Here is a 19,966-nt window from a genome sequence, read left to right as displayed (position 1 = left end):
TTTTTCGTTGGCGAAGCGGTTTCTTCCACTCAGAGCGGAAGCGCATTCCCGGCTGCGATGTAGCGCAGCGAAAAGAGCAGTGTCTCATGACAATCTGCCACATTCACGGCCGCTTCCGGAGCCCCAGGCCTGGCGGAGAACGATTCTTCGGGTGCGCTGGTCTGTTCAAAGGCCTCCCGAATGATCCCGATCCGGCAGTCGAGCAACTCGAGATACAGGGCGCGTTCGCGACTGGTGAGCCGCTTGACCCCGGCGCCGTCCTGGACCCACAGCGTGACGCCTGCCTCTTCGGCGAGCGCTTCCAGCCACCCGGCATAGTCCCGGGGCAACTGGAAACCGGTGAAGTAGCTGCTTACGGCCAGCGGACCATCGAGAGCCCCGGCAAGGAGCGCCACCTGGCGCGTCAGCAGGGCGCGCCTGTCCGCGTCGTGCAGACCCCGATCGGGCAGCTCCAGCGGCAAATACCAGCCGGCAAACTCCTTCCTCACGACCAGGTGGCGCCAGTTGTGGGCCGTGTCGAGGTTGCGCTGCAGCATGAGATTGAGCCGGTCGCCCCACGCGGACTCGTCTGCAAGCAGGCTGTCCAACCAGGCATCGTTCCAATACAAGCCGATGTGGGTTTCCAGTCCGGCTTCCATGGCCGAGTCGATGACTTGTGCCAACCATCCCGTCGAGCCGCCAAAGTCTTCGTCGTTGAATCGGGTCCACTGCACGACCAGCCCATCGTGCCCCTGCCGCTTCAGGTCTTCCCAGATCGCACTCCACTGGGCTGGCCCAAGGCCTGAATCGCGCGACTGCGGCTGATAGAACACGGTAGCGCCCCACGCGGGTGCAGCCAGCATGACCAGCAATGCGACCATCGGAATTGTTCGCTTCAAACGTTTCACCATGCACTCTCCAGGCGCAGGAAAACGCCGTTTCGATCGGCAATATTGGTTTCGACCGCGTGCTGGAACTCCAGGCGCAGACTGTGAACGCGCTTGTGGGCGTCGTAGCGACTCTCCCCGGACCATTTTCGGAGGCCGATTCCCGCTCCGACACGCACATCGTGACCGCTACGAACCAACCGGGACTCGGCCAGCAGATACGGATACCAGCTGGTTGCCCGCCAGTCGTCAACAGCAAAGTGCCAGGCATGGTCGAATCTGGCCGACACGAGATACGCATCGCTTCGGGCCCACCAGGCGCCCTCGACATAGAATCGTCTCTCCTGCCAGGATGGGGTCTCCGGACGCCAGTCACGCCGGTATTTTCCGTCGCTCAGCCACTCCGAAGCCGCGTGCACCAGAATCTCCCCAGTGCCATTCTCGGGCTCGAGCCAATCGACTCCGACAACGGTCTTACCGAGCGGCAGGTGCCAGGTCATGCCCAGGGTCACGGCGCGATCGGAAAACGGATCATCGGAACCGCCCTGCCCGATCAACCGGGCGCGGGCGTGAATGCTGCCCAGGCCGGAATCGGCTCCGAGCTGGCGATCAACGATCAGGTTGGCGTAGTTTCTCGGCGGATCCTCCGCGAGGAAGAATTCGCCGGGAACACTGTCCGTTGCCGCCCAAGCGCTGAACTCGACCCGCCAGCGCCGTCCCAGCACTTCGTGGCTGCGCCGAACCAGATATGAGCGCTTGCGCGTCTCCTGGGGGTCAAGGTCGGGCGGCGGCAATTCGGGGCGCAGCCGATCGATGGCCTGACGAAACGCTGCCCGGGCCGGCTCGCCTTGCTTCAGCCGGGCATGAACGTATCCGAGTTGCTCGTGCAGTTCGAACCGCCAGGGTTCGTGGCGCAGCGCCTGCTCGAACACCGCCACGGACTGCCTGGAGTCCAAGCGTTCCAGGGCATAGGCATGTTCGGAGAGATATTTCGCATTGTCCGGATCCCTTTCAACTGCGCGACCCAGCGCATTCGCTGCGGCTTCAAAATCTCCCATTTCGTGATGAAGCACCCCGATCTGGAACGTGGCTTCGGCCGAGTGCCAACGTTCCTCCACGATTGTCCACCACTGCAAGGCCTGCTTGAACTGACCCAGGCCCTGGGCAATTCTGGCGCGCATCGACCACCACTGGCGGTCATCCTTCTGGTCACCGAGTTGCGCATGCGCTTCGGCAGCGGTCGAATACCGGCCTGCCTCGAGCGCCGCTTCCACCTTCAGCCGGTATTGCTCCGGAGCCAGCCTCCCATCGGATTCGAGCCGTTCCAGGACGTCCAGCGCTTCCTCCGGTCTGCCGGATTCAAACAGGGAAACGGCCAATGGACCGCGTGCTCGAGCAATGCCCAGGCGATCGGCCTGACCAAAGTGATGCACGGCAAGTCCCGGCGCTTCCTGCTGCAGGCAGAACCCAAGCAGCTGGTGAACCTTACCGGCCCGCGGACCCGAGGGAACTAGATCCAGGTCACGGACATCCGCGCAGCGACCGGTGGAATGCAAGGTATTGGCGCCATCGATTCGCAGATCCGGATCGCTGGTATTCGCAACAACCCGAACGGCAGCTGCTGCCCCTGGATCGACTTCCGGCAGGGGATACAAGGTAAGCAAACGCCGGGACAGTTGTCGGCCCAGTTCATCGTCGCCAAACGGCGCCGACTCGACCAACAGGCGGGCAGCCTTCTTGCGTTCGTCAGCAAGCAGGTAGAAGTAGCTCGCGCGTTCGAGATCCTTCCGGGATCCTGTCGACTGATACCGGTTCCGGACAATTTCTGCGGCTTGCTCGTAATGCTCTTGACGCTCCAGCGCAGCCAGCAGGTATTCCCGGGCGACCGGATGCTGAGAGTCGTGAAACAGCCTGATCAGTTCCTCATCTTCTCCACGGCGCTGCAAGAGCACCGCGACCGCCTCGATCCTTCTTCCCTCCGGCCCGGACTGATCAAACCGCTGATCAATCAGAAGGTCCACTGCCTCGAGCTCGACGGCCAGATCAAGCCAGACCTCGGCTGGCCTGGGTTTGCAATCTCCCAGCCATTCATGAGCTTTCTCAGCCAGCCCGGCCTCGATCAACTGCGCGACTGCGCGGAGGCACTCCCCGCGCGTGCGAATCAGTTCCGCAGCCCGCTCCAATTCACCCAGTTCAGCGTAGACCTGTTCCAGCTGACTGGCTTCATCCGCGCGCAATCCATAATTGACCTCCAGCGCCTCCAGTAGCCGGCGAGCCACTTCCCATTCGGACTGGCCGATGGCATTCTGGATCGCCATCCTGATCAGTTCGGGATACTGGGCCGATTGCTCTTCCAGCAGCCATTGTTCCATCTCCCGCCATTCACCCTGGGCGATCCAGGCGGAAACGGCCCGGACCCGGTCTTCACTCGCCCAGCTCCGATACGCCTTGAGCTGCTGCAGGGCATCGATGACATGGGCCCATTCGCCGGCCGACTCTGCCATGACGACGCGTCGCTCGATTGCATGAATGCAACCGTTGCCCGGACAGGGAACGCGGCTGAGTCGGGTCAACTTGCCTTCGAGATCCAGATCTTCTCCGTCGGAAAAGGCATAGCCGTCGATCAGCGCCCGGGCATCACTGGTCGAGGCGGATGCCAGCCATGCCAACCAGCGCTCGACCGACGGCGGATCTTCGCCGTCCGCAAGCCATTCGAGTCTCGCCTGTTGCTTGAGTGCTTGCAGTCCATCGTCCTCCGGAGCGGATTCGAGCAATTCATCGGCCGCCGCGGGACGGTCTGCGGCCAACAAGGCCTCGGCCAGTGCCCGGATGATCGGCACATGGCCTTGTGCCCGCTCCAGTGCCGCACGCCAGTGTTCGATTGCAACTTCCAGTTCGCCCTCGGCGACTGCGCGCTGCGCTCGTTCCACGTATGGATAGGCACGATGTCGCGCCAGTTCGCCCAGACCATCGAGAACTCTTGGATACTCCGTCGACTCCTCGCTGGACTGGCGCGCCTGAACCGGCTCGGGAATCGGCGTCAATGAACAGACCAGAACAGAGCACAGGACCAGGGAACAGACTTTCATGGTTGTTCCTCCGACTGCAGGACTGACAAGTCCACGTCCGCCTCCGCCAGCAATTGCCGCATCGTCGGCTGGAAATGGCTCTGAACCGCCAGGCCCTCCTCGAGTGCTTGTTCGCTCAAGTATCCTTTCTGAACCAGATATTGACCAAGGGGCAGATCGGAATCCTCGAATTCCAGCAGCGCCTGGTACAACGCCCCCGACTGGATAGTGTGAGTGCCCAGCAGGATGTCGCCCAACAGAACCTGCCGGTGCACGTAATCTTCCCAGACCCTTTCCGCGCTGCTGCGGCTCAACTGTCCCTTCTCCACGGCCTTTTCAAGTAAGGAGAACGGGGCTTCCTGCGGTTTGTCACTGCAGTACATTCGCAGAGCGGTTGTAACCGTGCCCTGAGGCACAATCACGAAACGTACCGGCGAGCCGACGCGACGCTGCAGCCCCTGCAACTGAACAGGTAACAGGGCAGTCTCACGGGCCACGACCAGAGTCCCGTCCGTTTCACGCCTCAGCGGAAAGACGCCGTATTTTCGGGCGACCCCTTTCGCCAGAAGCTCGCGTTGCTCGGGCGTGACGTTGCGCGGATCGAATGGCTCGTTCTCAACGCCCGCCTGTTCGGCAAGCAACAGCGCCAGGTCATCCGGAGAAATCAGTTCCAGCCGCAACAGAGTCTGCCCTAGCCGCTCGACCGGGCGACGTTCCGTCAAGGCATGATTGAGCTCGGCCTCGGCAAGCATTCCTCGGGCCACTGCCGCTTCTCCCAAAGCACCCGTATGAACGGTCTTCTCAAGTTCAGGAAATTCGTGAAGGGTCTTGTCCCAGTCCATTCCCCTGCGCTGCTTTGCTGTCAGGAACAGCCAGGATGCCCGGCACGTGGCTGCGAAATTGATCACGTTACTCCAGAGCATCCGTGGGCCTGACATCAGGCCCTGAACAAGGCCGTACTGCGTGGTTACAAAATATATGCGGTGCAATAAACGATTGAGAAGAAGGAACCCATTGAGCCACAAGAGCACGACCAGGACCTGATCGTCTGCAAACATGCTCAGGAATCTGTAGGGATCATTACTTACAAGCTCATACGCCCATAATATTGCGACATTGAACAGAAGAAAGGTCGCCAGAAAGGAGACCGGGTGCGCTAGCAGGCCGCGGCGGTCGCGCCACAGAAAGTAGTTCAGCCAGAACGAGCCGCCCCAGCGAAGACTGCTCGAACCCTGGAACACAATGCCGGTTATCCAGCGGGACTTCTGGCGAACAGCTGCCATGAAGCGATCCGGGAAATACTCCCGGACCGCCACCACCGTTGCTTCCAGTTCATCATCTCGATCTCGACGTGAGCTGGGAAAGCGAACGAAGACCTCCTTCATCCCCTTGCGGGCCAGACGAATAGCGATGTCATAGTCTTCGGTCAGCGATTGCGTATCGAAAGGAAGGGCATCCTGTTCGCGCATCAGACTCAACAGGGCACGTCGACTGAAGCACGTTCCGACACCGGCACTGGGAACCTGTCCAGCCAGCGCCTCCCTGATCACGACATCCTTGGCGTGCTGTTCTGCGAATTCATCGATGTAGTGCCCACCGGTAAACTGATGAAGCGAGCGCGGCAACGGGTAGACTGGAATCTGGATGAGATCCTTCTGATCCAGAAGGTGGTTGAAAACCCGCAACTCCATCGGCGGAATGACATCTTCGGCATCGTGGAGCACGAACCCTTCAAAGCGGATACCAAGTTCATCTTCGAGCTCGAAGATTCTGGCGACCACGTTGTTGAGACAATCAGCCTTGCTGGTCGGACCGGGACGCGCACATATGACCTTGTGCACCGTCGGATGGCGATGCGCAAGTTTTTCGACCACCGCCTGGGTTTCGGAGTCGTTCGGATAGGTGCCGACCACGATATGGTAGTTCTCGTAGTTGATCGATCGCCCGGCAGCGTCGATCATCTCACCGATGACTTCGGCCTCTTGCCACGCAGGGATCATGAGTGCAATGGGTTTCTGTGGCGCGTCCAGCAGGGACCCCGTGCCAGCACGCTGAAAACGTCGATATACGGTGAGACTTCTCCAGATCCGGCGGCCCCAGTAAACCAGGTCGATGAACAGGTCATCCAGGCTCAGAATCGCGAGAAGGATGGCGGTCAATATGGTTATGTACTTGAGGGCAAACAGATACGTTGCCACCAGGTCAACCCATTGCATCTTTCGCGTACCCCTTTGTTACCGGCATCGACGGCCTGTCAGCCTGCATCCCGGGTGGAAGCTGGTGCGGTTACATACGGGCTCCTGAAAGCCCAAAAAGAGAACCCCTTCTCGACTTTGTGATGTGCATCACATGGAACGATTCTAGACGGGAAAACAACGTTTGTCCACGTCGGACGCCCTCGACACAAGCCGCGCCTGTCTTGACTCCCAACCGGCTTGCGGGCATCGTCTCGGGCTTCGGACGAGACATTCTCAGGTGCCGCCGGGCCATGCCCCAACTTCGTATTGCAATCATCATCGGGACGCGCCCGGAAGCCATCAAACTGGCTCCGGTCATTCATGAGCTGGAAAAGCACCGCGACTGCAGGGCAATCGTCCTGTTGACCGGCCAACACCGTGAAATGGTGGAACAGGTGATGCAGCATTTCGGGCTCACGCCCGACCAGGACCTCGCCATCATGCAACGCGACCAGAGCCTGACCGATATCGCCAGTCGCAGCATTGACGGGCTGAGTCAGGCTCTCGAGTCGGCAAAACCGGATCTCGTCGTGGTTCAGGGAGATACCACGACCGCATTCGCCGGAGCACTGACTGCTTTCTACATGCACATCCCCGTGGCTCACGTGGAGGCCGGGCTGCGCACCAACACAGCGCAGGATCCGTTTCCGGAGGAAATGAATCGCCGACTGATTTCGCAATTGGCCACAATCAACTTTGCCCCCACGGACGAGGCCGTCGTCAACCTGAAGTCCAGCGGCATAGAAGGGCGGATCATCAAAACCGGCAACACCGTGGTCGATGCACTGTTCCAGACCGCTGCGACCAGGCCGGAATGTCCCGTGGAGGGTCTCGACTGGGACGTGGGGCGCGTCATTCTCGCCACGGTGCACCGCCGGGAGAATTGGGGCGCGAGAATTGATTCCATCCTGCGCGCCTTCTCGATTTTGCTCGATCGGTATCCCGATCTTCGTATCGTATTGCCGCTTCACCGCAATCTTCGGGTCCGGCAACCGATCGAGAAAGCGCTGGGCCAACATCCCCGCGCCTTTCTGGTCGAGCCTCTCTCCTATCCAGGTCTGATCGGCGCCATCCAGCGCTGCCACCTGTTGCTGACCGACTCCGGGGGCCTGCAAGAAGAGGCGCCCAGCCTAGGCAAGCCTGTCCTGGTCCTGAGGGAAACCACCGAGCGACCCGAAGCGATCAAAGCCGGAACCGCCAGACTTGTAGGCACCGACACCGGACAGATCGTCGAAATGACGGCTTCCTTACTCGACGACGATGACGCCTACCAGTCCATGGCCAGGGTGAACAACCCGTTCGGTGACGGGCGGGCAGCGGAACGCATTGTCAGTCATATCAGGCTGTTTTTCGGCGCGAACCTGGACGCACCGGATCCAGCAACCAACTAACTTTAATGACCTTTTACCAGCCCTGAACGCCTTCGAGATCCTCCGGGAAGGTCAGGCGATAGCCGATGGTCAGGACTTCCTCATCGCCGGGGGCGAGTTCGCGCTCCCAGGCGAGTACGCCGGGCTTGTCGTCGACATCGCGTTCGTCCGGCGGTGTGGTGGCATCCGTCAGGCTCACTTCGATGCGCTCGTCGCGCGAGACCGGCATCTGGTCGAGTACGGTCAAATCGATCGCCCGGGCGTGGCCGCTGGTGACGCTGATGCGGTAGCTGCGCGTCAGAACGGTGGACTTGCGAATCATGCCTTCGGTGGCGCGTTCGTCCTCGAGCAATTCGTGTTCGACCGTGATGCGGTCGTCCACGCCGAAACTGGAAGCCAGTTCGCCGCCGGGTGCGACACCGCCGAAGCGCACCTGTCCGACCAGGGTATCGTCCTGGTAGAGCGTGGCCATGCCAGGCGGCAGCGGCGCTTCGCCGTCGAATTCGCCCTCGGCGTAAAGCCAGGCGGTCGGCTGCCGGCGCGGCACGGTGCGTGCACTCAGGCTCACATCCAGGGCGTGGTCGGCCAGGTTGAAACGGTGGGGCTGGTTATCGGTGGCGACGTCGACCCGGCCAGCGACCTGCCAGGCCTGGGTGTATTCGCTGCCAATCAGATCTGCCGTGTCCCAGGCGGCTTCGGGTGGTGGTGCGGCGGCCGACTCCGCCATGGCCATGTCCATCTGCTGGCCGGCCGCACGCGCGCGCTCCAGGCGTTCTTCCTTGGGTGGTTCGAAGACATCGACCCACCAGGGCTGAAGCTCCGGCAGGCGGCCGCCGGCGGAAGGCCGTGCCAGGGACAGGCTCAATTCGGCATCAGACCAGTCCTCGCCCGTGCGCTGGCGGACTTCGGCAAACTGCACGATTTCCAGGTTACCGGCATCGGTATCGAGGCGCCATTCGTAGATCGGGCGCCAGGCTGCACCCGACACGGTGTATTCAATCGTGACGCGGGCCGCGCCGCTGGCAGCACTGGCGTAGTCGAGATGGAGCGACTGCGTGTCCTGCTGGTTTTGACCGAGGTCGCTGAGTTCGCGCTCGAGGCGCTCGATTTCGCTCTGCAGCTCGCGCCGATCGAGGTGGAGCTGGCGGCGCGCCGTCAGTACTTCCTCGGCGCCAGAACCAATCGTCTGGAGTGCGTTCTCCCAGCCATCGATGGCCGGCCGCCCTTCGCCCTGCCCGGCGCCGCCTGCCAGGGACTGCAGCAGGGTCACCTGCATTTCGCGGGCACGAATGGCGTCGTCGATGGCATCGCGCCCGTCGCGCAGTTCCTGCAGGCGATCCTCGAGTTCGCGGGCACGCTCGCTGACCCGCTCGCTACCGCGCACGGTCTCGAGCCGATAGCCGCCCAGGCGCAGGCCCTCGGGCCCACTGGCCGAAATGCGCAGGCTGTCGCGCGAAAGGCCCAGGGGCAGGCCGTCCTGAACAATTTCGCCGGAGCCGGCATCGACGCGCGCGTCGATCACGCGGGTAACGGTGGCGCGGTCGGGAAAGACGGTGACCGACTCGATCGTGGCCGAGGCCGGGATCAGCCAGCCCAGGGAAATGAGCACCAGTACAATTCTGGTCATTGTTCTTCTCCGGTGACGTGACAGGGGGTTTGACGAACCTCAGGGGCCGGGGTTCAGTCCTCTGAAGCGACGGCCCCGCTTTCGGCCTCCTCTCGTCCCCGCTCCTCGAGATAGTTCATCACGTCGCCGGTCAGCCTGTCCAGCCCCTTGTGCGCGACCGAAGAGACCGCGTACCACGGCGCCTGCCAGTCAAGTGCGTCGATGATCTCGGTCGACACCTCGGCTGCAAGTTCATCGTCGAGCTGGTCGATCTTGGTCAGCACCAGCCAGCGCTCGCGCTCGGCCAGTTCAGCATCGAACCGGGCCAGCTCGCGCTCGAGCGCGCGGACTTGGTCGGCCGGCTCACTGCCGTCGACCGGCGCGATTTCGACCAGGTGCAGCAACAGGCCCGTGCGCTGCAGGTGCTTGAGGAACTGGATCCCCAGCCCCGCCCCTTCGGCCGCGCCCTCGATCAGGCCGGGAATATCGGCAATGACGAAACTGCGGCCGGGTTCGAGGCTGACCACGCCGAGATTCGGGTGCATGGTGGTGAACGGATAATCCGCCACCTTGGGCCGGGCGGCGGAGACCGCGCTGATCAGGGTCGACTTGCCGGCGTTGGGGAATCCGAGCAGGCCGACGTCGGCCAGCACCTTCAACTCGAGATGCAGATCGCGCTCTTCACCGGGCGTGCCCGGGGAGGACTGGCGCGGTGTGCGGTTGGTCGACGACTTGAAGTGGATATTGCCGCGGCCACCGTGACCGCCGCGCGCGACCAGCAGGCGCTGGCCATGCTCGAGCACCTCGCCGATCAGCTCGTCGGTTTCGGCAGCGCGAACGATACTGCCCAGCGGCACGCGCACGACCACATCGTCGGCTGACTTGCCGGTACGCTGCCGCCCCGCTCCGGGCTGACCGTTTTTCGCCTTGAAATGCCGCGCATGGCGAAAATCCGCCAGGGTATTCAGCCCGGAATCACCCTCCAGCCAGACATCCCCGCCGTCCCCGCCGTCACCCCCATCGGGGCCGCCCTTGGGAATGTACTTCTCGCGCCGAAAACTGACACAGCCGTGCCCGCCGTTACCGGCCGTGACGCGAATGGATGCTTCGTCGACAAATTTCATGCTGGCAGTCTACTCGTTCAAGCGGGGTGCGGCAGATAAGGGAAAATTCAAAACCTTTAAAACGCAAAGCAGCGAAGCAGCAAAGAACGCAAAGTGAATTAATCAGAGATAGAAAAGCTGAGGCGGCAGCGGCCTGGGCTCCATACACATTCTGAATTATATTTATTTGTTTTTCTTCGCGTTCTTTGCTGCTTCGCTGCTTTGCGTTCCAAAGATTTTAAGGAACCAGGCACCACATACGAAAAAGCCCCGCACAAAGGCGGGGCCGTCTCGGCATCCGGTTTGGGACGGAATGCTAAGTCTTTTCGCTTACTCGGCCGGCTCGACCGTCACGAACTTGCGCAGCGGCTTGCCGCGTTGCACGAACTTGACCTTGCCGTCGGCCAGAGCGAACAGGGTGTGGTCGCGGCCCACGCCGACGTTGGCACCGGCATGGAAGCGGGTGCCGCGCTGACGCACCAGGATGTTGCCGGCCGCAACGGCTTCGCCACCGTAGCGCTTTACACCCAGGTATTTCGGATTGGAGTCGCGGCCGTTACGAGTGGAGCCGCCTGCCTTTTTATGAGCCATTGCTTAGCCCTCGATTCCGGTGATCTTGATGTCGGTGTAGTACTGGCGGTGACCCATCTGCTTCATGTGGTGCTTGCGCCGCTTGAATTTGATGATGCGGATCTTGTCGCCGCGACCGTGGTCGACCACCTCGGCGGTGACCTTGCCGCCCTCAACGTTCGGGGTACCGACACGCACATCGTCGCCTTCGCCGACCATCAGGACCTGGTCGATCTCGACCGTAGCGCCCTTCTCGGCGTCCAGTTTTTCGACGCGCAGAACGTCGCCTTCAGAGGCCCGGTACTGCTTGCCGCCGGTGGAAAATACCGCGTACATGGATGACTCTCCGCAAGAACTCGCCAGTAAAGAGCGGGAATTCTACCGGACCGGTAAGCGCCAGTCAACGCAAACCCGCCCCTCACTGCCTGTCGTCGAGACCGGGTTCTTGAAACCGCAGATTTCGCAGATTGACACAGATTATTTGAACAAGCGAATTTTCGGCGGCATTACGCCAAGCGTCCATGGTTACCGGCTGTGCAGTCTCGAAGGCAGGGCAAACTCCAGAAAAATCTGCGCTAATCTGCGAAATCTGCGGTTCCATACATGCTCCCGCCAGACTCCACCCCCGAAATCGAGGTTTGCTTTGCGCCGATCACAGTAGGCGCGATATATTAGCAGGCTTGTCTTTCATTTCCGGCAGTGAGCAATGAAGTCGATCAGCGTCCGCGGCGCGCGCACCCACAACCTGGCCAATGTCGATATCGAACTGCCCCGCGACCGGCTGATCGTGTTTACCGGGCTGTCGGGCTCGGGCAAGTCCTCGCTCGCCTTCGACACCATCTATGCCGAGGGCCAGCGGCGCTACGTCGAGTCGCTGTCGGCCTACGCCCGGCAGTTCCTGTCGATGATGGAAAAACCCGACGTCGACCACATCGAAGGTTTGTCGCCGGCCATCTCGATCGAGCAGAAGGCAGCCAGCCACAACCCGCGCTCGACCGTGGGCACGGTCACCGAGATCCACGACTACCTGCGCCTGATGTACGCCCGCGTGGGCACGCCGCGCTGCCCCGACCACGCCGAGGAGCTCGACGCCCAGACCGTCTCGGAGATGGTCGACACGGTGCTCAACTTGCCCGAGGGCACGAAGCTGATGCTGCTCGCACCGATTGTGCGCAACCGCAAGGGCGAACACGTGCAGGTGCTGCAGGAATTGCGCGCCCAGGGCTTCGTGCGCGCCCGCGTCAACGGCCGGGTGATCGACCTCGACGACGATCTGCCCAGCCTCGAACTCAGGAGAAAACATACCATCGAGGCGGTGGTCGATCGCTTCCGCGTGCGTGAGGATCAGGCTCAGCGCCTGGCTGAAAGCTTCGAGACCGCGCTGGCCCTGGCCGACAACCTGGCGATGATCGCGCCGATGCCGGGCCCGGACTCCGACTCGGCGGATGCCGACGACGAATTCGAAGAGATGCTTTTCTCGGCCCGCTATGCCTGCCCGGTGTGCGATTACAGCCTGCCGGAACTCGAGCCGCGCATGTTCTCCTTCAACAACCCCAACGGCGCCTGCGAGACCTGCGACGGCCTGGGCGTGAAACAGTATTTCGACCCCGAGCGGGTGGTGGCCAACCGCGAACTGTCGCTGGCCGGCGGCGCGATCCGCGGCTGGGACCGACGCAATGCCTACTACTTCCAGTTGATCCAGTCGCTGGCCAAGCATTACGGCTTCGACATCGAAACCCCCTTCGGCGAATTGCCCGAAAAGCTGCGGCAGGTCATCCTGTTCGGCAGCGGCACGGAAAAGATCGCCTTCCGCTACCTGTCCGAACGCGGCACGCAGACGCGCAAGCATCCGTTCGTGGGCATCATCCCCAACCTGGAGAAGCGCTACCGCGAGACCGACTCGCGCATCGTGCGCGAAGAACTGTCGCGCTACATCTCCACGCGTGCCTGCCCGGAGTGTCACGGCCAGCGCCTGGGCCGGGCCGCGCGGCATGTCTTCATTGCCGACCAGTCGCTACCGGAAATTTCGAGCTGGTCGGTGGAACGGTGTCTGGAATTCTTCGAGCGGGTGGAACTCGGCGGCTGGCGCGGCGAGATCGCCGGACGGATCCTGAAAGAGGTGCGCGAGCGATTGCAGTTCCTGGTCAACGTCGGGCTGGACTACCTGACCCTGGATCGCCAGGCCGATACGCTCTCCGGCGGCGAGGCCCAGCGCATCCGCCTGGCCAGCCAGATCGGCGCCGGCCTGGTGGGCGTGATGTACGTGCTCGACGAGCCGTCCATCGGACTGCACCAGCGCGACAACGCCCGGTTGCTCGAAACCCTGTTCCGCCTGCGCGATCTGGGCAACACGGTGATCGTGGTCGAGCATGACGAAGAAGCGATCCGCTCGGCCGACCACGTGGTCGATCTCGGCCCCGGACCGGGCGTGCACGGCGGACGGATCGTCTACAACGGCACGCCCGAAGGCCTGGTCGACTGCGAGGAATCGCTCACCGGCGACTACCTGTCCGGTCGCCGGGAAATCGCGGTGCCCAAGAAACGCCACAAGCCCGACCGCAAGCGCCTGTTCCGGATCGAGGGCGCAACCGGCAACAATCTCAAATCGGTGGATCTGGAACTGCCCGCCAGCCTGTTCGTGTGCGTGACCGGCGTATCGGGCTCGGGCAAGTCGACGCTGATCAACGACACGCTCTACAAGTTGCTGGCACGCGAACTCAACAGCGCTTCAGAAACGCCGTCACCGCACACCGGCCATTCCGGGCTGGAACTGTTCGACAAGGTGGTCGACATCGACCAGAGCCCGATCGGCCGCACGCCGCGCTCCAACCCGGCCACCTACACCGGCATGTTCACGCCCATCCGTGAGCTGTTTGCCGGCACCCAGGAAGCCCGCGCCCGCGGCTACAAGCCGGGCCGCTTCTCGTTCAACGTCAAGGGCGGGCGTTGCGAGGCCTGCCAGGGCGACGGCGTGATCCGCGTCGAAATGCACTTCCTGCCCGACATCTTCGTGCCCTGCGACGTCTGCGGCGGCAAGCGCTACAACCGCGAGACCCTGTCGGTAACCTACAAGGGCAAGAGCATCCACGAGGTGCTCAAGATGACGGTCGAGGACGCGCTCGAGTTCTTCCAGCCGGTGCCGGCGGTGGCGCGCAAGCTCCAGACCCTGATGGATGTGGGCTTGAGCTACATCCAGCTCGGTCAGAGCGCGACCACCCTGTCGGGCGGCGAGGCCCAGCGCATCAAGCTGGCGCGCGAGTTGTCCAAGCGCGATACCGGCAACACGCTCTACATCCTCGACGAACCCACCACGGGATTGCACTTTCACGACATCAAGCACCTGCTGGAGGTACTGCACCGCCTGCGCGACGAAGGCAACACGGTGGTCGTGATCGAGCACAACCTGGACGTGATCAAGACCGCCGACTGGATCGTCGATCTCGGCCCCGAGGGCGGCGAGCGCGGCGGACAGATCATCGCCACCGGCACCCCCGAGGAAATCGCCCGCACGGAGGGGTCTTGGACGGGGGAGTATTTGGCGGATGTGTTGGGGATCAAACGCAAGCGGAAGAAGTCGGCTTGAAGCCGTTGTTGGCTAGTTCGCTGGTTAGCTGGTTGGCTGGTTCGGCTCCCCCTGGATTTGCGGGGCGGCTACGCCGCGAGATTGCTGGAGGAGACTGGCCTACGATGCGTCTCCCGAACCTTCGCGGCCCAGCCGCCCACCAATAGTCCCAGTTGCCGAACCAGCCAACCAGCAAACAAGCGAACCAGCCAACAGAGTCCCACGCCGCCAGCCCCGGCGCTACAATTTGCCGCATCACCAACCGGAAGCCCCCAATGTCCGAATTCAAAATCAGACTCCCCACCCGCTGGGGCGACATGGATTCCTTCGGCCACGTCAGTAACGTGGTCTACCTGCGGTTCCTCGAGGACTGTCGGGCGCAGTGGATGGAATCGGTGCCCAGTCGCTGGCAGGAGGGCGAGACCGGGCCGGTGGTGGCGAACATCAACATCAATTTCCGGCGGCCGATGTACTGGCCCGAGAACATCGAGGTCACGCTCAAGCCCCTGTCACCGGGTCGCTCCTCGATCAAGCTCGAACACGAAATTCGTTCCATCCCGAAGGACGGCGGCAATGCGACAGTCTATGCCGACGCCAGCTGCACCCTGGTGTGGATCGACAAGAAGAAGGGCGAGCCGGTGCCCCTGCCCGGCTGCATTCGGGAATTGGGTTAGGGACCCCGAAGAACGCTAGCTGAACTCGACGCCAAACTTGACGACGTCTTCGTCGATCTCTTCCATCCAGCGGATTTCGGCGGCCTGAAGGCCCAGCTTGGCGACCTGCACCACGCAGCGGGCACCTTTTTCGACCGTATTGATCGGACCGCGTGCCAGCGCGATGACGCGCAGGCCGCCGTGCGATTCCTCGCACACCAGGCCGGCGGTTTCCGGCTCGAACACTTCTTCGCTGGGGACCGTGCTGGAAAACTGGAACAGGACGATTTCGGTTTCATCCGGCGGGTAGCGCAGATAGCGCCGGCGATCATCGGACTGGGCCTGACTCATCACGCACCTCCCGGGCGGCTCGGCCCGGACTGAACAGGTCAGTCCAGCATAGCCCTCCCGCGCCGCGCCGGCAATGTCACTTTTCGCGCAGCCGGGCCACCAGGGCCTTGAGCGTAGCCTGGGTCTGTTCGTCGAACCAGCCCTGGACGAAGCTGTCGATATCGAGCGGCTCGTCGGTCTCGAACAGGCCGATCAGATCGGCCCGGCAGAGCTTGCGGGTAGCCAGCATGGAGTGTGCGGGAAGCTTGAGCAGGCCGCGGCACCATGCAACGGCGCGTGCGACCACCTGGTCAGGTGGGGCGAGCTCGTCGACCAGACCCAGCTCGAACGCCTCTGCGGCGGGAATCATGTCGCCGGCCACGAGGTGACGTTCGGCCGGATAGGTGCCGATCAGGCGCACCAGGGCCTGGTGAATGGCAGGCGGCACCACCAGGCCGACCTGGACCTCGTTGAGCCCAAGCTGGAAGTCGCCTTCGGCCTGGACGCGGTAGTCGGCAAACAGCGCGATCACGGTGCCGCCGGCCGGGCTGTGTCCGGTCAGCGCCGCGACCACCGGTACCGGGCTCTGGGCCACGCGCTGGAGCAGACCGAAGAAAGCCTGCCAGAACTCGCGCATGCCCGACTCATCGAGCGTGAGCAGCTCAGGCACGTCCAGCCCGGCCGAAAACAGACCTTCACGGCCGGAAATGACAATCGCGCCGGCGCCATCGTCGATCGCCTGCACGATCGCCTCGTCGAGGGCGGCAACCAGGGCCGGGTTGAGGGCGTTGACCGGCGGCCGATTGAGTTCGAGCTCGACCACCCCGTCGGGGTGCTGGCGGTGTTCGATCATGGCGGAATCGCTCGCGTGGGGGTCCAGATGCCGAGTGTACCGTTACGGAGCCGGGTGTGGGGCGGCACCCCGGGCGAATATGAGATAATGCTTATCCACCTGAGCCGGATCGCAATCCATGCCGACACGACTGCCCACGCTGCTGGCCTGCCTGCTTTTCGCCACCGGCCTGAGTGCCGGAGATACGACCGACTTGAGCTTCAGTGAAGCCTGGTCGCCGGAGGCCCCGCCCGGCCGCACCATGGCCGGCTTCGTCACGATCAGAAACTCCGGCGACCGCGACATCGAACTGGTCGCCGGTAACAGTCCGCAATTCGCCCGCGTCGAGTTCCACACGATGAGCATGAACGAGGGCATGATGCGCATGCGCCGGCTCGAAACGCTCATCGTGCCAGCTGGCGAGACCGTCGAACTGGCGCCGCGCGGCCTGCACCTGATGCTGTTCGAACCACGCCAGCGCCTGACGGCCGGAGACACCATCGAAATCGAACTGATCGATGCCGGAGGCGAGCGCCACGCCTACTCCGCCGAAGTCAGGCAACGTTGAATGGGGAGCCTCTGAAAAACCCTGCACGGGGGCAATCTTGCAGCTGCGGGCGCACTCAGGAGAGTTTTTGGCAAAGCTGGTGCAGGATGGCGGCGGTCGCGCCCCAGATCAGCCAGCGCGGATGGGGCATGGAGACCAGGTCGTGGGCATGGCCGTCGCGCACGACGCGATGATGACGGTACTGCCCGGGATCGAGGGCCACCGACAGTGGCAGGGTGAAGATCTCGTCGACCTCGTCGGGGCAGGCACGCAGGCGAGAGTCGCTGTCGATGCTCGCCACGACCGGCACGATGCGGTAACCGGTGATGGTGTCGTAACAGTCGAGCAGGCCGTGCACTGCGACCAAGTCGGGACCAACGCCGATTTCCTCGTGAGTCTCACGCAGTGCGGTGCCTAATGGAAAGGCCTCAGCCGAGGCGCGACCGCCGCCGGGCAAAGCGACCTGGCCGGCATGCAGGGACAGCTTGCGGCTGCGCACGGTCAGGACAATGGCCGGCTCCGGCCAGTGCACGATCGGAACCAGCACTGCAGCCGGCCGCGGCTGCCAGCGATCGTGGGCAGGACGAAATCCGCCTACAGGCAGGGACTCGTGGGGAGTGTCGGGCGAATGAAGCTGCGCTGCCAGCCATTCCGGCGGCAGCGCATTTTCAGGCTTCATCAAACAGGCGCCGGGCCCGTTCCGGCAGCTCGCGCATGATCGCGCTGCGTTCGTCGTCGGAGTAGGCCAGCCAGGCGGCGATTTCCGCCGCCGACCGGAAACAGCCGACGCAGAGCCCGGCGGGACCCAGCGTGCAGGTCCCGATGCAGGGTGATTCGATGTTCGGAATCGACCCGGCCGGCTCACTCATGGGGCTTACTGACCAGCGGGCGGCTGAGCCTGACTCTCGTCGAAGTCTTCCGGCTGACCGAGCTGCACCAGCTTGATGTCGAAGCGCAGGGCCTCATTGGGGCCAATGATCGGCGGATCGCCGCGCACACCGAAGGCCAGCTCCGGCGGCAGGAAGACCTGCCATTCGGCGCCTTCCTTCATCAGCGGCAGCACTTCCTGCCAGCCCTCGATGACCGAGTTGACCTGGAAGACGGCCGGCACGCCGCGGGCAAAGGAGCTATCGAATTCCCGGCCGTTGACCTTGGAGCCGCGATAGTGGACGGTGACCCAGTCATCCAGGCTCGGCCGACCGCCGCTACCTTCCTCGATGACGCGGTACTGCACACCGCTGGGCAGCGCAACAATGCCGTTCTTGCTTCGATTCTCGGCCAGGAACTCCTCAGCCTTGGCCTGGTTTTCCTCGGCCATCGCCTCGAAGGCTTCCATTCGCTCCTGGCGAAGCTTCTCCTGCAAGGCCGTCATGCGCTCACGCATCTCGTTCACTTCGACGCGAGGTTCCTGCTCGTTGTAGGCATCGCGCACCGCCTGGAAAATGGCTTCCAGATCAATGTCGATGTCATAGCTGTTGAGCTCGGCGCCGAACTCGTAGCCGATCGAGTAGCCCAGCTTGCCGGGCTCGCTTTCGAGGTCCTGAGCCAGGGCCGGCAGGGCCAGTGTCGCGGCCAGTGCCGCGACGACGAAACGCTTTTGCATGTTGCCTCCGATAATGGAAAGTCGTTATTGCGGGTCAAGTCGAAAGGGCGACATTGTACCCGACCACCCGGGCGCTGACTACGCTGGCTCCGGGCCGCCGGACGTCGCAACACCCGACTCGTTCGCCTTCATTGACACCGCCATCCTGGAGCGGTTCCCTGCGCCAAATAGATGGTATTTTTCACCTATTATCCGGCATTATTTACCCAATCCGCCAACCCGAGAAATGCAGGTTGTTGATTTTATTGTGGGAATCCACCTGGCACGGCGCTTGCTACTTGAGGGCAGGTCCAATCATTAACGCACAGGAGACAACAATGGGCATCTTTTCCCGCATGGGCGACATCATCAATGCCAATCTCAACTCGGCCCTGGAAAAAGCTGAAGACCCCGAGAAGATGATCCGCCTGATGATTCAGGAAATGGAAGACACTCTCGTCGAGATCCGCTCGGCCACGGCCAAGTGCATTGCCGAGAAGAAGGAGCGCATGCGCTTGCTCAAGCGCCTGCAGCAGCAGCAGATCGAGTGGGAGCGCAAGGCCGAACTAGCACTGGAGAAGGACCGCGAGGACCTGGCCCGCGCAGCCCTGGCCGAAAAAACCGCACTCGCCGACCGTATCGGCTATCTCACCGAAGAACTCGAGCAGTACGAGGAGCAGCTGGCCAAGTACGACGAGAACATCGGCAAGCTGCAGGCCAAGCTCACCGATGCACGCAACCGCCAGCGCGCCCTGGTCATGCGTCACCGCTCGGCCAACCATCAGCTCAAGGCCAAGAAGCACGTCCACAACGGCAAGATCGACGAGATGCTCTACCGCTTCGACGCCGCTGAGGAACGCATCGAACGGATCGAGTCCGAGGCCGAAGCACTGGACATGGGCCGAAAAGGCCGGTCGCTGAACTCGGAGTTCGAACAGCTCGAGCGCGATGAACGGGTCGAGGAGGCCCTGACCGAACTCAAGTCGCGCCGCAACAAGGAGTAAGTAACGATGAGTGACATCGTCTTCGTACCCCTGATCATCTTCATGGTGATCGTGGCGCCCATCTGGCTGATCCTGCACTACGCCACACGCAATTCAGCCAACCGAAGCCTCAACAGCAAGGACGAAGCCCTGCTCGAAGACCTGCACGACACGGCACGCAAGATGGAGGAGCGCATCCACACCCTGGAGCGCATCCTCGACGACGATAGCCCGAACTGGAGAAGCCGCACATGAACCGCCACTACGAGGAATACGAACAACCCAGTCGCAATCGCCTGTACCGCAACAAGGAGCGCGGCATTCTGGGCGGCGTCTGTGCCGGCATCGCCGACTGGACCGGATTCAACCTGACGGCACTGCGTGTTATCACCGTGCTGCTGGCCATTCCCTTTACGCCGGTGATGGTGATCGGCTACATCGTGCTGTGGATCCTGGTGCCGAAACGCCCGATCAACCTCTACCGCGACAAGCGTGACGAGGCCTTCTGGCAGGAAGTTCGGCGCGGGCCGAAGGACGGCGTGAGCCGCCTCAACCAGCGCTTCCGTGAGCTTGACAAGCGCCTGCAGCGCATGGAGGCCTGGCTGACATCCAGCGAATACCGCATCGATCGCGAATTGCGCGACTAGGCGGACGAGG

Annotated in this window: 19 protein-coding genes; 7 read left to right on the top strand and 12 right to left on the bottom strand. The window is 62.6% G+C overall.

Annotation, left to right across the window (positions count from 1 at the left end; translation table 11 throughout):
• Positions 1-29: 29 nt before the first annotated feature.
• The 3 genes from G4Y73_RS04495 to G4Y73_RS04485 are packed head-to-tail and all read right to left on the bottom strand — an operon-like array spanning position 30 to position 6,150.
• Entirely contained in the window at positions 30-890 is an 861-nt protein-coding gene (locus tag G4Y73_RS04495) for a DUF4434 domain-containing protein (RefSeq protein WP_164229886.1), read from the bottom strand.
• The gene (locus G4Y73_RS04490; RefSeq protein ID WP_164229884.1) at positions 884-3,955 is read right to left on the bottom strand and encodes a tetratricopeptide repeat protein; all 3,072 of its coding nucleotides are present in this window, start codon (positions 3,953-3,955) and stop codon (positions 884-886) included. The genes G4Y73_RS04495 and G4Y73_RS04490 overlap by 7 nt, the downstream gene beginning before the upstream one ends.
• On the bottom strand, positions 3,952-6,150 hold the full coding sequence (locus tag G4Y73_RS04485; protein ID WP_164229882.1) for a glycosyl transferase family protein: 2,199 nt from the start codon (positions 6,148-6,150) through the stop codon (positions 3,952-3,954). Before G4Y73_RS04485 ends, G4Y73_RS04490 begins: the two co-directional genes overlap by 4 nt.
• On the opposite strand from G4Y73_RS04485, the gene wecB reads away from it, so the two are divergent.
• Entirely contained in the window at positions 6,126-7,562 is a 1,437-nt protein-coding gene (wecB, locus tag G4Y73_RS04480; RefSeq protein WP_240451129.1) for a UDP-N-acetylglucosamine 2-epimerase (non-hydrolyzing), read from the top strand. The two genes, G4Y73_RS04485 and wecB, sit on opposite strands and share 25 nt — an antisense overlap.
• A gap of 13 nt (positions 7,563-7,575) precedes the next feature.
• Here the strand turns inward: wecB and G4Y73_RS04475 are convergent, their stop codons facing one another.
• The 4 genes from G4Y73_RS04475 to rplU all read right to left on the bottom strand — a co-directional run bounded on the left by G4Y73_RS04475 (position 7,576) and on the right by rplU (position 11,156).
• Positions 7,576-9,168, bottom strand: coding sequence for a DUF4139 domain-containing protein (locus G4Y73_RS04475; RefSeq protein ID WP_164229880.1), 1,593 nt, complete (start codon positions 9,166-9,168; stop codon positions 7,576-7,578).
• 53 nt (positions 9,169-9,221) lie between these two features.
• A complete protein-coding gene (gene cgtA / locus G4Y73_RS04470) occupies positions 9,222-10,271 on the bottom strand; it encodes an Obg family GTPase CgtA (RefSeq protein WP_164229878.1) in 1,050 nt (349 codons plus the stop codon).
• A gap of 309 nt (positions 10,272-10,580) precedes the next feature.
• Entirely contained in the window at positions 10,581-10,841 is a 261-nt protein-coding gene (gene rpmA / locus G4Y73_RS04465) for a 50S ribosomal protein L27 (protein WP_164229876.1), read from the bottom strand.
• A 3-nt stretch (positions 10,842-10,844) separates the two neighbouring features.
• Positions 10,845-11,156 (bottom strand): 50S ribosomal protein L21, encoded by a 312-nt coding sequence (gene rplU / locus G4Y73_RS04460; protein WP_164229873.1) that lies wholly within the window; start codon positions 11,154-11,156, stop codon positions 10,845-10,847.
• Positions 11,157-11,526: 370 nt separating this feature from the next.
• Here rplU and uvrA point away from each other — a divergent pair, with 370 nt between their 5' ends.
• Both uvrA and G4Y73_RS04450 read left to right on the top strand, forming a co-directional pair.
• Positions 11,527-14,403, top strand: coding sequence for an excinuclease ABC subunit UvrA (gene uvrA / locus G4Y73_RS04455; RefSeq protein ID WP_164229871.1), 2,877 nt, complete (start codon positions 11,527-11,529; stop codon positions 14,401-14,403).
• 254 nt (positions 14,404-14,657) lie between these two features.
• Positions 14,658-15,056: a thioesterase family protein gene (locus tag G4Y73_RS04450; protein ID WP_164229869.1), complete on the top strand. Its 399-nt coding sequence runs from the start codon at positions 14,658-14,660 to the stop codon at positions 15,054-15,056.
• Positions 15,057-15,071: 15 nt separating this feature from the next.
• Here the strand turns inward: G4Y73_RS04450 and G4Y73_RS04445 are convergent, their stop codons facing one another.
• Together G4Y73_RS04445 and G4Y73_RS04440 are read right to left on the bottom strand one after the other, a co-directional pair.
• A complete protein-coding gene (locus G4Y73_RS04445; RefSeq protein ID WP_164229867.1) occupies positions 15,072-15,386 on the bottom strand; it encodes a hypothetical protein in 315 nt (104 codons plus the stop codon).
• Between the two features lie 76 nt (positions 15,387-15,462).
• Positions 15,463-16,218 carry an enoyl-CoA hydratase/isomerase family protein gene (locus G4Y73_RS04440; protein WP_164229864.1) on the bottom strand — a complete coding sequence of 252 codons (756 nt, stop codon included), beginning with the start codon at positions 16,216-16,218 and terminating at the stop codon, positions 15,463-15,465.
• Between the two features lie 118 nt (positions 16,219-16,336).
• Between G4Y73_RS04440 and G4Y73_RS04435 the strand changes: the two genes are divergently transcribed.
• The gene (locus tag G4Y73_RS04435) at positions 16,337-16,765 is read left to right on the top strand and encodes a copper chaperone PCu(A)C (RefSeq protein ID WP_164229860.1); all 429 of its coding nucleotides are present in this window, start codon (positions 16,337-16,339) and stop codon (positions 16,763-16,765) included.
• 55 nt (positions 16,766-16,820) lie between these two features.
• Here G4Y73_RS04435 and G4Y73_RS04430 read toward each other — a convergent pair whose 3' ends face one another.
• Genes G4Y73_RS04430 through G4Y73_RS04420 form a run of 3 tightly spaced genes read right to left on the bottom strand, consistent with a single transcriptional unit; the run spans position 16,821 to position 18,347 of the window.
• The gene (locus G4Y73_RS04430) at positions 16,821-17,423 is read right to left on the bottom strand and encodes a CoA pyrophosphatase (RefSeq protein WP_164229857.1); all 603 of its coding nucleotides are present in this window, start codon (positions 17,421-17,423) and stop codon (positions 16,821-16,823) included.
• Positions 17,413-17,613: a DUF1289 domain-containing protein gene (locus G4Y73_RS04425; protein ID WP_164229854.1), complete on the bottom strand. Its 201-nt coding sequence runs from the start codon at positions 17,611-17,613 to the stop codon at positions 17,413-17,415. The genes G4Y73_RS04430 and G4Y73_RS04425 overlap by 11 nt, the downstream gene beginning before the upstream one ends.
• A 5-nt stretch (positions 17,614-17,618) precedes the next feature.
• The gene (locus tag G4Y73_RS04420; protein WP_164229852.1) at positions 17,619-18,347 is read right to left on the bottom strand and encodes an FKBP-type peptidyl-prolyl cis-trans isomerase; all 729 of its coding nucleotides are present in this window, start codon (positions 18,345-18,347) and stop codon (positions 17,619-17,621) included.
• A gap of 317 nt (positions 18,348-18,664) precedes the next feature.
• Between G4Y73_RS04420 and pspA the strand changes: the two genes are divergently transcribed.
• The 3 genes from pspA to pspC are packed head-to-tail and all read left to right on the top strand — an operon-like array spanning position 18,665 to position 19,956.
• The gene (gene pspA, locus G4Y73_RS04415; protein WP_164229849.1) at positions 18,665-19,330 is read left to right on the top strand and encodes a phage shock protein PspA; all 666 of its coding nucleotides are present in this window, start codon (positions 18,665-18,667) and stop codon (positions 19,328-19,330) included.
• 6 nt (positions 19,331-19,336) lie between these two features.
• On the top strand, positions 19,337-19,564 hold the full coding sequence (pspB, locus tag G4Y73_RS04410; protein WP_164229846.1) for an envelope stress response membrane protein PspB: 228 nt from the start codon (positions 19,337-19,339) through the stop codon (positions 19,562-19,564).
• Positions 19,561-19,956, top strand: a complete 396-nt coding sequence (pspC, locus tag G4Y73_RS04405) for an envelope stress response membrane protein PspC (RefSeq protein WP_164229844.1) — start codon at positions 19,561-19,563, stop codon at positions 19,954-19,956. Before pspB ends, pspC begins: the two co-directional genes overlap by 4 nt.
• The last annotated feature ends 10 nt before the right edge of the window (positions 19,957-19,966 follow it).

It is taken from the genome of Wenzhouxiangella sp. XN201 (assembly GCF_011008905.1).
Taxonomy (GTDB): Bacteria; Pseudomonadota; Gammaproteobacteria; order Xanthomonadales; family Wenzhouxiangellaceae; genus Wenzhouxiangella.
Note: the sequence above shows the minus strand (reverse complement) of the source record. Positions and strands in the feature narration are given on the sequence as shown.